This is a genomic window from Bacteroidota bacterium (assembly GCA_039821555.1).
Taxonomy (GTDB): domain Bacteria; phylum Bacteroidota; class Rhodothermia; order Rhodothermales; family Rubricoccaceae; genus JBCBEX01.
Genome location: JBCBNX010000001.1, coordinates 438,356 through 451,300, shown reverse-complemented (window position 1 = coordinate 451,300; position 12,945 = coordinate 438,356). Strand labels below are relative to the sequence as shown.

Annotated in this window: 13 protein-coding genes; 3 read left to right on the top strand and 10 right to left on the bottom strand. The window is 62.6% G+C overall.

Features of this window, described 5'->3' with window-relative positions:
• Positions 1-25: 25 nt before the first annotated feature.
• The 8 genes from AAFU51_01820 to AAFU51_01785 form a co-directional block, all read right to left on the bottom strand.
• Entirely contained in the window at positions 26-661 is a 636-nt protein-coding gene (locus tag AAFU51_01820; GenBank protein MEO1569983.1) for a glycosyltransferase family 4 protein, read from the bottom strand.
• A 457-nt stretch (positions 662-1,118) separates the two neighbouring features.
• Positions 1,119-2,234, bottom strand: coding sequence for a Xaa-Pro peptidase family protein (locus tag AAFU51_01815; protein ID MEO1569982.1), 1,116 nt, complete (start codon positions 2,232-2,234; stop codon positions 1,119-1,121).
• 2 nt (positions 2,235-2,236) lie between these two features.
• Positions 2,237-3,700, bottom strand: coding sequence for an IMP dehydrogenase (guaB, locus tag AAFU51_01810; protein MEO1569981.1), 1,464 nt, complete (start codon positions 3,698-3,700; stop codon positions 2,237-2,239).
• Positions 3,701-3,734: 34 nt separating this feature from the next.
• Positions 3,735-4,550, bottom strand: a complete 816-nt coding sequence (locus AAFU51_01805; protein ID MEO1569980.1) for a pseudouridine synthase — start codon at positions 4,548-4,550, stop codon at positions 3,735-3,737.
• Between the two features lie 104 nt (positions 4,551-4,654).
• On the bottom strand, positions 4,655-5,335 hold the full coding sequence (gene scpB / locus AAFU51_01800) for an SMC-Scp complex subunit ScpB (GenBank protein ID MEO1569979.1): 681 nt from the start codon (positions 5,333-5,335) through the stop codon (positions 4,655-4,657).
• Between the two features lie 49 nt (positions 5,336-5,384).
• Complete coding sequence (locus tag AAFU51_01795; protein MEO1569978.1) at positions 5,385-6,149, bottom strand: segregation/condensation protein A; 765 nt, start codon at positions 6,147-6,149, stop codon at positions 5,385-5,387.
• A gap of 102 nt (positions 6,150-6,251) precedes the next feature.
• Entirely contained in the window at positions 6,252-7,223 is a 972-nt protein-coding gene (locus AAFU51_01790) for an NAD-dependent epimerase/dehydratase family protein (GenBank protein ID MEO1569977.1), read from the bottom strand.
• A 161-nt stretch (positions 7,224-7,384) separates the two neighbouring features.
• Complete coding sequence (locus AAFU51_01785; GenBank protein MEO1569976.1) at positions 7,385-7,765, bottom strand: hypothetical protein; 381 nt, start codon at positions 7,763-7,765, stop codon at positions 7,385-7,387.
• Positions 7,766-7,921: 156 nt separating this feature from the next.
• Between AAFU51_01785 and AAFU51_01780 the strand changes: the two genes are divergently transcribed.
• Genes AAFU51_01780 through AAFU51_01770 form a run of 3 tightly spaced genes read left to right on the top strand, consistent with a single transcriptional unit; the run spans position 7,922 to position 9,970 of the window.
• On the top strand, positions 7,922-8,737 hold the full coding sequence (locus AAFU51_01780) for an SdiA-regulated domain-containing protein (GenBank protein ID MEO1569975.1): 816 nt from the start codon (positions 7,922-7,924) through the stop codon (positions 8,735-8,737).
• Positions 8,738-8,747: 10 nt separating this feature from the next.
• Complete coding sequence (locus tag AAFU51_01775; protein ID MEO1569974.1) at positions 8,748-9,446, top strand: Pycsar system effector family protein; 699 nt, start codon at positions 8,748-8,750, stop codon at positions 9,444-9,446.
• A gap of 14 nt (positions 9,447-9,460) precedes the next feature.
• On the top strand, positions 9,461-9,970 hold the full coding sequence (locus AAFU51_01770; GenBank protein ID MEO1569973.1) for a histidine phosphatase family protein: 510 nt from the start codon (positions 9,461-9,463) through the stop codon (positions 9,968-9,970).
• Here the strand turns inward: AAFU51_01770 and rbfA are convergent.
• Together rbfA and infB are read right to left on the bottom strand one after the other, a co-directional pair.
• Entirely contained in the window at positions 9,967-10,386 is a 420-nt protein-coding gene (gene rbfA / locus AAFU51_01765) for a 30S ribosome-binding factor RbfA (GenBank protein ID MEO1569972.1), read from the bottom strand. The two genes, AAFU51_01770 and rbfA, sit on opposite strands and share 4 nt — an antisense overlap.
• A 76-nt stretch (positions 10,387-10,462) precedes the next feature.
• Positions 10,463-12,945 (bottom strand): translation initiation factor IF-2 (gene infB, locus AAFU51_01760; protein MEO1569971.1); only part of this gene is annotated, 2,483 nt, incomplete at its 5' end.

Genomic DNA, 12,945 nt, shown 5'->3' with positions numbered 1-12,945 from the left:
GGAAGAGGCGAGGTGCAGGCAGTGCCTAGAGCGAAGCTAGGAGGTCGAGAAAATGAGCACTTTGGGCACCCATGTCAAAGGACGCCACAGCGCGTTGCCCTGCGAGGGCTTGACTTATGCGGATCTCTGGATCGCGAAGCAGGTCGAGGGCAGCATCGCCCAGAGCGACACCGTCACCGACAGGGACGCATCGAACCGAGGTACCGTCATCCAGAAACTCGGCAATCCCTGGATTCGCGCTAGACGCGATGGCTACGCCGCATGCTGCGGCTTCCATCGGCACGAGGCCCCATCCTTCGCTCCGGCTCGGATGTAGCAACACCGCCGCACGGTTGTAGAGCGAACGCACCTCATCTAGAGAGGGCCGGACGTGTACCTGCACCCATCTGGGAAGCTCGTGCGAGGGCGGACGGGCCGCGAAGATCTCGGCTTCGACCGTGGGCAGACGAGTACGCACGTGATTCAGCGCAGCGATCAAGACGTCGGGGCCTTTGACGGGGTGCCGGTGGTAGAGTGCGGCCAAGCGCAGGCCGCGCGCTTCTGGCGGGACGGTCTGGTAGAATTCCTCGGGGTCGATAGCATTCGGGACGACACCGTGCACCGTGAGGCCTTCGCGCTCCACTTCTGTCGCGAGCCAATGGGCGCAGGGGACGAGCGCCATGGGATAATGCCACGACTTGCGTGCTTCAGGATGCACAAAGGTCTCGAGCCCCTGTAGGTAGTAGACCTTGCTCCCGTGACACGGGGGAAGCGCGGACACGCCCTGCGCTGTCTGAAATCCAGTCGCGATAATGACATCGCCATGCGGGACGTATTGGGGAGACAGCGTCGGAACGACCAGAGACTCCACGCCACCGGCCTGGTAGTAGGGCGTCGGCTGCACCCTGTGAAGTCTGTCGCGCGCCTGCACCGCCATGTGTCGCGCCCATCCAGCGATGCCCGCCTGCATGCGTTGCGGCATCACGATCTGGACGGTGTGTCCTCGTTCAGCAAACCGCGCTGCGTGCTGATAGACCACCTTTGCGCCTCCCATAGGGATTCGTATCGGGGCAGGAAGCACGAAGGTGATTCTCACAACGAGCGCAAAGCGACGGCTACGGTACGATCTACGCGGCGGGTTACAGTTCGAGCAACGTTTTCGGCGTGCTCGTCAAGTTGTCGCAACCAGCCTCGTCTAGAACAATGATGTCTTCGATGCGAACGCCGAAGCGCCCGGGGAGATACACGCCAGGCTCGATCGTTACCGTGGTGCCAACAGGGAGCATGTGTTCGACCTGCTGTGAGAGCCGAGGCCATTCGTGCACACGTAGCCCGACGCCATGCCCCAGACTGTGGCTGAATTGATCGCCGTAGCCTGCATCCACTAACACAGAGCGGGCCGCCGCGTCGAGCTCTGTACCCGACCTTCCAGCTTTCGCGATCTCGATGGCCGCTTCCTGCGCGAGCAATACGGCCGCATAGACGTGACGGACCTCGGCGCTCGCTTGGCCCAGCACTAGAGTTCGGGTCATGTCTGACGAGTACCCTTCCACGTAGGCACCCATGTCGATCAGGACCACGTCGCCGTCCTGAAGCACGCGGGTAGTCGGCCGCGCATGGGGGAGCGCGCTGTTCGGGCCGGATGCGACAATCGGCTCGAACGACATCGCTGAGGCGCCGCGCTGCAAGTGCGCGTACGTGATCTCAGCAGCGAGGGCCTGCTCCGTGACACCAGGCCGGATCATCGGCAAAAGCGCCGAAAACACGTCGTCCGTGACGGCTTGAGCTGCACGGACCCGTTCAATCTCGTCCGCCGATTTAGCCGCTACCGCTGCATCGAGGAGGCTAGGGACGGGCACGAAGCCGACCGTGGGGAACTGCCCTTTCAGCTTCTCGAAGGCTGCGACCGTGAGGCAGTCGCTCTGAACGAGCGCCGTCGCACCTTCTGGAACTAGGGTCAACTTGGCCGCGAAGCCGCCCAGATCGCCTTGGACGATGTGGACATCGCCGAGTCGGACTTCGCGCTTCGCCTGCTCGTCGTAGCGCCCGTCGGTCAGGAACGCAATCGACCCGTGCGTGACGATCAGCAACGCGTTGGACCCCGTGAACCCCGTAGCCCATCGCACATCATGGCCTGCCGAGACGAACACGGCATCAGCTTCGTGGGCTTCGAGGTGCCTTCGGATCTGCGCGATTCGTGCCGCCTCGACTGTCGGCGCCGCTGTGTGCAGGGTGCGGTCTACCAGGGACTTCATTTTCAGGAGCGGACGGAGTAATTCGGGGCCTCCTCGGTGATCGTGATGTCGTGCGGATGGCTTTCGCGGAGGCCTGAGCCCGTGATTCGCACAAACTGTGCGTCGTCTTTCAAGGCCGAGATGGATCCAGCTCCGCAGTAGCCCATTGCCGCCCGGAGACCACCGAGCATCTGGTAGATGACTTCGCCGAGCATCCCCTTGTAGGGCACACGGCCCTCGATCCCCTCGGGGACGAGCTTCTTGAGGTCGTCTTCCGCGTCCTGGAAGTAGCGGTCTTTTGACCCTGCTTCCATCGCTCCGAGCGAGCCCATGCCGCGGTAGTGTTTGTAGCGGCGCCCTTCGTAGAGCACGGTCTCGCCAGGGCTCTCCTCGACGCCAGCGAAGAGGCCACCGATCATCACCGAGTCGGCGCCGGCCGCGAGTGCTTTCGGGATATCGCCCGTCTGCTTGATGCCGCCGTCCGCGATGAGTGGCACGTTATATTTTCTACATGCAATAGCGGCATTCATCACCGCCGTCAGCTGCGGGACGCCAACCCCGGCCACGACGCGCGTCGTACAAATCGACCCAGGTCCGATGCCCACCTTGACCGCGTCGGCGCCTGCGAGGATGAGCGCTTCGGCCCCGGCTTCCGTCGCCACGTTGCCCGCCACGATCTCCAGATCGCCAAAGGCCTCTTTGACCTCACGAACGGTCTGGAGCACCCCTTCCGAGTGGCCATGCGCGGTGTCGATCACCACGAAGTCGACGCCCGCCTCGGAGAGCGCACGGATGCGGTCGTGCGTGTCGCCAGTCACACCAACGGCAGCGCCCACCCGAAGGCGCCCAAACTCGTCTTTGCAGGCGAGCGGATACTTCCGCTTCTTCTGGATATCCTTAAAGGTGATCAGCCCCAGGAGCTTGTCGTCATCGTCGACGACGGGCAGCTTCTCGATCTTGTGACGCTGGAGGATATTCTCAGCTTCGTCCAGCGTTGTGCCGACTGGAGCCGTCACGAGAGGGGCCTGGGTCATAACCTCCTGCAACACGACGGTGCCATCGTGCTCGAAGCGGAGGTCGCGGTTGGTCACGATGCCCACGAGACGTCCTTCCAGGTTCACGATAGGAATGCCGCCGATGGAGTTGCGTGCCATGGTCAGGCGAGCGTCCGCTACGGTGCCGTTGGGTCGAAGTGTGATCGGATCGAGGATCATGCCGCTCTCCGAGCGCTTCACGCGACGAACGTGGCGGGCCTGCTCGGTGATGCTCATGTTTTTATGGAGCACCCCAACACCGCCCTGGCGCGCCATCGCGATGGCCATCTCGGCTTCAGTCACGGTGTCCATGGCGGCTGAGAGGATGGGCACGTTGAGCGTGATGCCTCGGCTGAGGCGGCTTGCGGTGTTCACATCGCGGGGCATCACGGCCGAATGAGCCGGCAGCAGCAATACGTCATCGTACGTCAGCCCTTCCTGATAGATTTTCATGGTGGAGAAGCAGAGTCCAGGGAGTGAGAAGCGGCTAGGAGACGATGGCTTTGAGCTTGACGGCTCGCCGGAGCGCATTGATCTCATGCGGTTCGAGCCGCCGCCACCGGCCGCGCCGCAGGGCATCGAGGGTCAAGCCTGCGTAGCGGAAACGATCGAGCGCAACGACTTCGTGACCGAGCGCTTCAAACATCCGGCGGACCTGGCGGTTGCGGCCTTCGTGCAAACTGAGCGCGACCTCGTCGTGGCGGTCGCCCGGATAAGCGATCATGTCTGCCCGCGCAGGTCCATCGTCCAAGTCAATCCCGCTCCGAAGCTGATCGAGTTGGTGAGGCTTCACCGACTCCTGCGTCTTGACGAAATAGAACTTCTCGATCTCGTAGCGCGGGTGCATGAGCCGGTGCGCGAGATCGCCGTCGTTGGTGAGTAGGAGCGCGCCGGTGGTATCCCGGTCGAGCCGACCCACGGGAAACAGGTCGTGCAGGTCAGCCGGGAGCACATCCATCACCGTCCGGCGGTCGTGTTCATCGTCGGTGGTGGTGATGGTGTCCTTTGCCTTGTTGAGCAACACATAGGCGAGCTTCCTCGGCGCGATCGGACGACCATCCACACGCACGTCTTGGTCCGGGGTCACCTTGACGCCGAGGGTGGTCACCGTCTCGCCGTCGATGGTCACACGACCCTCCGCGATCCAGACATCGGCTTCACGACGCGAACACAGCCCAGCCTGGGCGATGTACTTATTGAGCCGTACGGGCCCGTCTGCGTCCTTCCGCTCGTGTCGGCTGCCAGATTCACCCTTGGGTGGCGTTTCGTTGGACGAGGGGTCCCGGTGACGCCTCGCCTGCATTTTCCGGCGCTTTACAGAGGCACCCCTTCCCTTCTTGCCCTTCGGCCGTTTTTTGCCAGTGGAATTAGAACGGGAAGCGTCGGGGCGATGCGAATCGGGCACGGTCAGGCGTCGGCGGGTTCGGGGTCGATGGGCGTCGCCTCGTCGGCGGGTGGGGTCCTGTTCTCGGCGTCTCCGGCTAGCAGCCCATCGGCCGAGAGGAGAGCGGCGCGCTCTGAGTTAAACGCAGGGTCGTCGAGGAGTTCTTCGATCTCGCGCGGCTTGGGAAGATCGTCTAACGCGTGGATGCCGAAGCGTTCCAGGAAGGCATCCGTAGTGCCATAGACAAGCGGCCGCCCCACGGCGTCCGAGCGTCCCACGATGGTCACGAAGTCGGCGTCGAGGAGCTTGCGCAAGGCGTAGTCCGAATTGACACCGCGCACATGGTCGATCTCGGGCTTCGTGACGGGCTGCCGATAGGCGACGATGGCTAGCGTCTCCATCAGCGAGCGACTCAGACGGCGGGTGTCCGTCCGCTGAAAGTGGGCATGCAGGATCGGCGCGACTTCTTGGATCGTAGCCATGCGGTAGCCTTGAGCCCACGAGCGAATCCGGAAAACGCGGCCTGCGTGCTGAAACTGTGTGTTCAGCGCAGCAACCGCCGCGTCCACCTCCTCAGGCGACACAGGCTCGCCGTAGACCTGGGCGTGTAGCCCGGCTATGGCCTCGGGAGAAACGGGCTCATCGCTGGCAAAGACGATCGCCTCGACCGTGCGCTGGAGCGGCGTACTCGGAGTGACTTCCATGTGGGAGGGTGCGGTTCGGGAAACCTAGGGACCAGGTACGGCGATGTGTCTACGCGTCGAAATCGGACCGCACAGACAACGGTGCACCGTTTTGGCCCTCAGGCACGAGTTCGACGCCGAAGTCCTCCGGCGAGACGCCGAGGTGCACACGGAGCCGCTGCTGTTGCACGAGGTCGAGCAGAGCGAGGAAGGTGACGATGACAAACGCTTTCGTGGCTGCGGCGGCCGGCGGTCCGCTACGCACGATCTGACGAAAGGACCGCAGCCCCTGCGCGACTGCGCCGAGTAGGTGTGCGCGCTGCTCCTCGATCGAAAACTCATAGCGCTCGACCTCGTGTCTGTCTGGCTCCGGGGTTTGCGCGAGCACGTCTTTGAGCACCCGAACCAAGTCGAAGAGCGACACCCGGTAGTGCACGTCCTCCGTCTCGAAGCGATCGCCCTCGGCAACAGTCCGGACGTATTGACGGCTGCGCACCTCCTGGAGCGTTTCAAGGTGGATCGCGGCTTCCTTGTAGCGCATGTACGCGAGGAGTCGCTCCACCAACTCTTGGCGTGGGTCGATCTCCTGTCCGTCCTCGTCAAGCTCGGGCCGCGGAAGCAGCATCTTCGCTTTGATGCTGATCAGGAGCGACGCCATGTAGATGAAGTCGGCGGCGGCGTCTAGATCAACCTGTTCTAGCACCGACACGTACGACAGATACTCGTCCGTGATCTGCGCGATCGGAATGTCGAACACGTCGAGTTCGTCGCGCCGGATGAAGAAGAGCAAGAGGTCGAGCGGCCCCTCGAATTGGTCGAGACGGACACGGTACATCGGCGCGGTACGTCGGGCTGAGGGCCAACAAACAGGGCGAGGCGCAAGATACTGCGCCCCGCCCTGCTGGGATCATGGATCGTGTAGCAACGCCGGCGGCGGCTACGCGGCAACGGCCTCGTGTCGCTCCCGGAACCAGGCCACCGTGCGCGCCAGCCCTTCCGTCACATCCACCTTTGGGGACCAGCCGAGCACGGCCTGAGGCTTGGAGATATCGAGGACGCTGCGCTGTTGCTCGCCTGCCTTGGCGGCACCGTGCTCTTCCGGCGTGGCGTTCCCCACGTGCTCGTTGATCGTGCGGAAGAGCATGTTGACGTCCGTCTCGATGCCCGTGCCGACGTTGAACACATCCGCTCCGTCGTAGGCGGCTCCGGCCATCACGGCCTCGACGACATCGCCGACGTAGACATAGTCGCGCGTCTGCGTGCCCGGCCCGTTGATGACCGGCTGTTCGCCACGGAGCATCCGCTGCGCGAAGATGGCGACCACGCCGGCTTCCCCGTGCGGATTCTGCCGAGGCCCATAGACATTGCCGAAGCGCAGGGCCACGTACGGAATCTTGTGCACGTTGTGGTAGAACCTGAGGTAGTGTTCGGAGACGAGCTTCGTAATCCCGTATGGCGACAGTGGCCGCTGGGGGTGCTCTTCTGGCTGCGGCCCGGCCCCGTTGAACACCTCGTCTGGTTCGCCGTAGATCGCCCCCCCGGTCGAGGCAAAGACGACTTTCTCCAGCCCATGCTGCCGTCCTGCTTCCATGAGGTTGAGCAGACCGAGCACGTTGACGTTCGCGTCGAACTGCGGGTCGGCGACCGACTTGCGCACGTCCATCTGTGCCGCAAGGTGGAACAAGGCTGCGAAACGGTGCCGCGCAAAGAGCTCAGACACCGCTTCGGCTTGGATGTCTAGGTGATGAAACGTGGCAGCCGCGGGGACATTCGAGCGCACGCCGCCGGACAGATCGTCCACGACGTGGACGTCACAACCACGAGCGATCAGGGCGTCGACCACATGGGAGCCGATAAAACCCGCTCCACCTGTGACGAGGACGGAACGGCCAGCAAAGGGAAAAGACATGGCGGGGATAGCTAATCCGAGAAACGGTACAGAGGCTTGGTCTAGCCAAATATGTGCCGTGCTCCCCGCTTGTGGCAAGGAGGTAGAATCAGCGCGCCCACCTAGGCTGGAATAGAGGCGCTCGGTCTTGTCTATGAACCGCAGCGTACCAGGGCTCCAACCTAGCGGTTAAAGCTCAACTGGACTGTGAAGTCGCCATCCGCGGTCGCAGACGTTTGGGAGACTTCCGACGGCACGCGAAAGCGCGCCACCCCAATCGGGGTACACTTGGGTGTGCACGTCGCCGCGTCAGCGATCACGAACAGCATCGCTGTCTCGCTTGGAATCGCAGCGGGCAGATCGTCCTGGGAGGCGTAGATCCGGCCCACACTATTTTGGACCTCCCAGATGAGTGTACCGCCGCGGTCTACGACCGTTTGGGCGTTTGCCGAGAGGTTGGTCAGAGTCGATACGTCGACGAGTTGTGCCGTCGAAACAGCTTCTGAGTCATCGCAGCCCGAAAGCGCGAAGGCTACAGCGAGCATGATGGTAAGTGCACGCATGGTCAGGGAAAGAACGACTTTGGAGGGTAAAGCGTAATCGCGAGTATAGCTCACCTGTGTTGTCGCTGTCAACGATTCATATCTCATTGCGGAATATCAGCATAGGCGGCACACCGTTCTTCTACAGCGATAACGTCCAAACCGTTCACACCTTAGATGCGCACCCTACTGGTCCTCTCCCTGCTAGTACCCGCTTTGCTGCGCTCAGCCAGCTGCGATTCGGCAACGCAGCTGAAAACGCACGCTCAACTAGAACCGGTCGCCGTCATTTCGCTTCCTTCGGAGCTGCGCGAACTTTCGGGGTTGACGCTGCTGAACGATTCGACGTTGGGTGCTATCCAGGACGAGGAGGGAATTCTCTACGATATCAGCCTAGTCACAGGCCGCGTCACGAGCCGGTCGCGCTTCCACGGCGCCGGGGACTTCGAAGGCATCGAACGAGCCGGGGCTACGATCTACGCGCTCCAAAGCGATGGCGACGTGTTCGTCCTGGACGAAGATCGCAAGGACGCTCAGAAGTTCGAGACGCCGCTCAACTCCGATGCGGACACCGAGGGCCTCGCGTTCGATGCGGCCTCGAACAGCCTCTTCATCGCTTGCAAAGAAGATCCAGGCGACGGACTCGAAGATGTTCGGGCGGTCTATGCCTTCGACCTGTCGACGAACACGCTGCGCCCACGGCCCGTCTTGATCCTCCTGCTCGATTCCGATCTCGGGTTGCGCGATTTCAAGCCCTCCGCGCTCACGTATCATTCCAAGACCGGCTGGTGGCTGATGACATCGTCCACGACCCAACAACTAGCGGCCCTTGACACCACTGGCCAACTGGTGGGGGCCTGGGAGCTTCCCGCCTCAGTCCTTCCCCAGCCCGAGGGCCTTGCCGTGCTACCACGTGGAGATCTGCTCATCGGGTCGGAAGGACGTCCGGCCCGTATTGCACGGTTCGCCTTTCCTCTCCCCTCTGCCCCTTGACGCCGCCACTATGGCTGCCACCTCCGACTCCGCCGATCCACAAAAACACGACGCTAGCACGGACCCCGCTACGTCGTCGAATACGGCCAAGAAGGCTAGCAAGAAAAAGCGCAAGAAGCTCGGGTCGCGCAAGCGCGGCATCTCGGACATGTTCCGCTCGCTCTACCGCGTACAGATGGACTTGTCCGCCCTCGCCGATACGAAAGCCAACATCATGATTTCGATCAACGGAATCATCGTATCGATCCTCCTAGCCTCGATTTCGCCTGGCATCGATAAGAACACCTTCCTCCTCTATCCAACGATCGCGCTCTTGGTCGGGTGCGTAATCTCGCTCGTGTTTGCGATCCTTGCTGCCCGTCCGCGCTTGAACACGGAGACAATCACAATGGAGGATGTGCGCGCCAACCGCAAGAACCTCCTCTTCTTCGGCAACTTTACAGGCCTGTCCCGCGCGGAATTTGAGAATGGCTTGACCGACTTGATGCAGGACGGAGAACTGCTCTACGTGAACATGATTCGCGATATCTATGGCATCGGACAGGTCTTGGAGAAGAAGTTTAAGCTGCTACGGTGGTCCTACACCCTGTTCATGCTCGGGCTCATCATCGGCGTTTCGCTCTTCATCCTCGCATACCTGACGGTGGAACCCATCGTGGCGCCTGCCACCCCGGGACTGATCTTGCCCGACTCGCTCTTGCTTCGCTAAGTCTACGAAGACCCATGAAGACACTCTACCTGCTTCGCCATGGTAAATCGGATTGGAGCGCAGACTATACGCGGGACTTCGACCGTCCTTTAGCCAAACGCGGGCGCAACGCGGCAGACCGCATGGGGGCGTTCTTCGTGGCCACGTTACAGCCTATCGACCGCGCGGTCTCGTCGCCTGCCGTGCGGGCACGACGCACCGCCGAGCGATTCCTTGTTGCCTCAGCGTCCAGCACCTCCCTCCTGTTAGACGAGCGCCTCTACCATGGGGACGATGAAGGTCTACTCGAGGTCGCAGCAGAGCAGCCACGCGAGGTTAATGCGTTGCTCCTCGTCGGCCATGAGCCCACCTGGTCGGAAGCCACAGCGTATCTAATCGGCGGTGGCGATGTGCGATTTCCGACGGCCGCGCTCGCTCGCATCGACCTGCACATCGACGCTTGGGACGACATCGACGAGGACACAGGCGACCTCGTCTGGTTTGTGACGCCTCGGCTCCTCAAACCTCTTCTGCGGCGGAGCTAGTAGTCCCCGCGGGTAGGCTCCGCGTCGTTGTCCGAAGCCGTCTCGTCCTCGGCGCCGCGGGCTACGCGCTCCGCTCGGATCTTCTCGAAGAGGTCGTTCATGTGTGCCGCTTGCTGCTGGCGCTCGTCCAGGAAGAATCGCAGCTCAGGAACTCGGCGCATCTGATGGCGCACGCGGCTCGCGAGGGCCGTTCGCACCTGCGGTGTGATGTCTTCGAGGCGACGGAATGCCACCTTGCGCTGTGTCTCCGTCTCGCCGAGCACGCTCACGTCGAGATAGACTATGCCGAGGTCCTTCGTGACCCGTGCGCCAGTGATGGTGAGCATCGACTGGGAGGTCTCGTGGAAGTCGTTGTTGAGTAGGTCCGCGACCTCTTTTTGGATGAGTTTGCTGACGCGTTCGGTTCGGATACTCATTATTTGCAATAACAGATAAATGAAAGAGACGGCGGCCGGTGTGCGTACCGACCGCCGTCTCGCAGGGTATGGCTAGCTAGACTGCGAGTTGGCGCTTCTCCTCGACGATTTCGAACACCTCGATCTGGTCACCCACCTTGATGTCGTTGAACCCGTCGATGTTGAGACCGCACTCGTAGCCCGCCGCAACCTCGCGGACGTCGTCCTTGAAGCGCTTCAGCGAGCCGATGTTGCCCGTGTAGACCACGACGCCGTCGCGGACGAGACGGACACGGTCCGAACGGCGAATTTTCCCGTCGAGCACATAACAGCCGGCGATGGTCCCCACTTTGGGGATGCGGAATGTCTCGCGGATTTCGACCGAGCCGAGGACAATCTCTTTCTCCTCAGGCGACAGCAGGCCTTCGAGGGCGTCGCGGACGTCCTGGATGGCGTCGTAGATGACCGAGTAGGTACGGATGTCGATTTCCTCGCGCTCAGCAGCGAGCCGGGCATTCGCCATCGGGCGCACCTGGAAGCCCAGGATGATCGCGTCCGAGGCGGCGGCGAGCATCACGTCACTCTCAGAGATTGCGCCGACGCCGGTGTGGATGATATCCACCACAACCTCGTCGCTCTGGATCTTCATCAGCGAGTCGGCAAGCGCCTCGACGGAGCCGCCCACATCACCCTTGATGATGAGGTTGAGTGAGGTGAGCTGCCCGAGCGCCATGCGGCGGGACAGTTCGGCCAGCGAGACGTGCTTCGACTGGTGCATGGCTTGCTCGCGCTGCAACTGCTGGCGCTTCGACGCGATGTCGCGTGCCTCGCGCTCGTCCTCGCGAACGAGGAATCGGTCGCCCACGTCCGGCTGGCCGTCCCAGCCGAGAACGAGCACCGGCGTGCTGGGGCCCGCGATCTCGACGCGTTGATCGCGCTCATTGAACATGGCGCGGACGCGACCCGAGTTGGTACCCGCCACGTAGGCGTCCCCCGTGCGGAGCGTCCCGTTCTGGACGAGCACCGTAGAGACGACGCCGCGGCCCTTATCGAGACGCGACTCGATGATGGTGCCGAGAGCTTCGCGGTCCGGGTTCGCCTTCAGGTCGAGCAGTTCGGCCTCGATCAGCACCCTCTCCAAAAGCGTGTCCACGCCCTCGCCAGTGATCGCCGAGACGTATTCGCACTGCACACTGCCGCCGTACTGCTCTACGAGCACGTTCTGGTCGGACAGCTGCTGGAGGATGCGGTCGGGGTTCGCGTCGGGCTTATCGATCTTGTTGAGCGCCACAACCAGGGGAACGCCTGCAGCACGAGCGTGGCTGATGGCCTCGATGGTCTGCGGCATCACCTCGTCGTCGGCGGCGACCACCAGGATGACGATGTCCGTCACCTGCGCGCCGCGCGCGCGCATCGCGGTAAAGGCTTCGTGACCCGGCGTGTCGAGGAACGCGATTTCGCGCCCGTCGCCTACCTCGCCCACATCTACCTTGTAGGCGCCGATGTGCTGGGTGATGCCACCAGCCTCGCCCGCTACGACATTGGCGCTGCGGATGTAGTCGAGCAGGGACGTTTTGCCGTGATCGACGTGGCCCATGATGGTCACGACCGGGGAGCGGCCTAGCAGGTCCTCCTCGGAGTCCTCCTCGATGTCTACGTCCACCTCGTCGAGGTCGGACAGGAACTCGACGTCCATGTCGAACTCGTCGGCGAGGAGTACGATCGTGTCAGCGTCGAGGCGCTGGTTGATCGAGATCATCAGGCCATTGGAGAAGCCTTTCTGGATGACTTCGTTGACCGGCACGCCCATCAGATCGGCGAGTTCGCCCGTGGAGATAAACTCCATGAGACGGAGCAGCGACTGCTCCTCCTCCATGCGTGCCTCTGCGGCCTCGCGCTCGGCGGCACGCTGGTCGCGGCGCTCGCGGCGGCGCTTCTGCCGCGCGCGGCTGGCACCTTGCTGAATCTGGTTGAGGGTCTCCTGAAGGTTTGATTCGACCTCTTCCTCGTTGACGACGGGTCCGCGCTTGCCGCGCTTCTTCGACTTCGACTTGGTGGAGGCGCTCTTTGCGTTGCGGTCGTCGCTGCTGGCCTCCGTGCCCCCTTTGCGCTTGCGCTTGCGGCGGCTGCGGCCGAGGTCCATCGACGAGAGGTCAATCTTGCCGATCACTTTGGTCCCAGTCAGCTCAAACCGATCAGCGCGGAGCACGCCTTGCTCGTCAAGCTCACCATCGAGTTTGCCTTCGCCCTCAACCTCTGCGTCGGGGTCTGTACCCACGTCACCGCTCTCGGTCGCGCCGTCAGCAAGCTCAGCCTCGGGGTCAACGTCGGATGGCTCGTCAACCTTGGCGGCGGCGTCAGCCTCCAACTCAGACGTAGACGTAGGCTGGACGTCGGCAGCCTCAGCAACAGGCTGGTCCGCCTCGGCATCAGCTTCCGACATGGAAGCTTCAGCGACGCCATCGCCGGCATCAGCGTCAGCCGCGGACTCGTCTGGGTCACCGAGCGCCTCGGGTGTGGCAACCTCGACGACGGCGTCCTGCGACTCTTCGGGAGTCCCGATCGCACTGGGCTCTTCGG

What these genes read in the sequence shown, in the direction of transcription:
- AAFU51_01820 (MEO1569983.1), bottom strand. Translation starts at nt 661, where the DNA reads ATGGCGCTCGTCCCCTGCGCCCATTGGCTCGCGACAGAAGTGGAGCGC.
- AAFU51_01770 (MEO1569973.1), top strand. Translation starts at nt 9,461, where the DNA reads ATGAAGACACTCTACCTGCTTCGCCATGGTAAATCGGATTGGAGCGCA.
- AAFU51_01805 (MEO1569980.1), bottom strand. Translation starts at nt 4,550, where the DNA reads ATGCAGGCGAGGCGTCACCGGGACCCCTCGTCCAACGAAACGCCACCC.
- rbfA (MEO1569972.1), bottom strand. Translation starts at nt 10,386, where the DNA reads ATGAGTATCCGAACCGAACGCGTCAGCAAACTCATCCAAAAAGAGGTC.
- AAFU51_01785 (MEO1569976.1), bottom strand. Translation starts at nt 7,765, where the DNA reads ATGCGTGCACTTACCATCATGCTCGCTGTAGCCTTCGCGCTTTCGGGC.
- AAFU51_01795 (MEO1569978.1), bottom strand. Translation starts at nt 6,149, where the DNA reads ATGTACCGTGTCCGTCTCGACCAATTCGAGGGGCCGCTCGACCTCTTG.
- AAFU51_01815 (MEO1569982.1), bottom strand. Translation starts at nt 2,234, where the DNA reads ATGAAGTCCCTGGTAGACCGCACCCTGCACACAGCGGCGCCGACAGTC.
- scpB (MEO1569979.1), bottom strand. Translation starts at nt 5,335, where the DNA reads ATGGAAGTCACTCCGAGTACGCCGCTCCAGCGCACGGTCGAGGCGATC.
- AAFU51_01780 (MEO1569975.1), top strand. Translation starts at nt 7,922, where the DNA reads ATGCGCACCCTACTGGTCCTCTCCCTGCTAGTACCCGCTTTGCTGCGC.
- guaB (MEO1569981.1), bottom strand. Translation starts at nt 3,700, where the DNA reads ATGAAAATCTATCAGGAAGGGCTGACGTACGATGACGTATTGCTGCTG.
- AAFU51_01775 (MEO1569974.1), top strand. Translation starts at nt 8,748, where the DNA reads ATGGCTGCCACCTCCGACTCCGCCGATCCACAAAAACACGACGCTAGC.
- AAFU51_01790 (MEO1569977.1), bottom strand. Translation starts at nt 7,223, where the DNA reads ATGTCTTTTCCCTTTGCTGGCCGTTCCGTCCTCGTCACAGGTGGAGCG.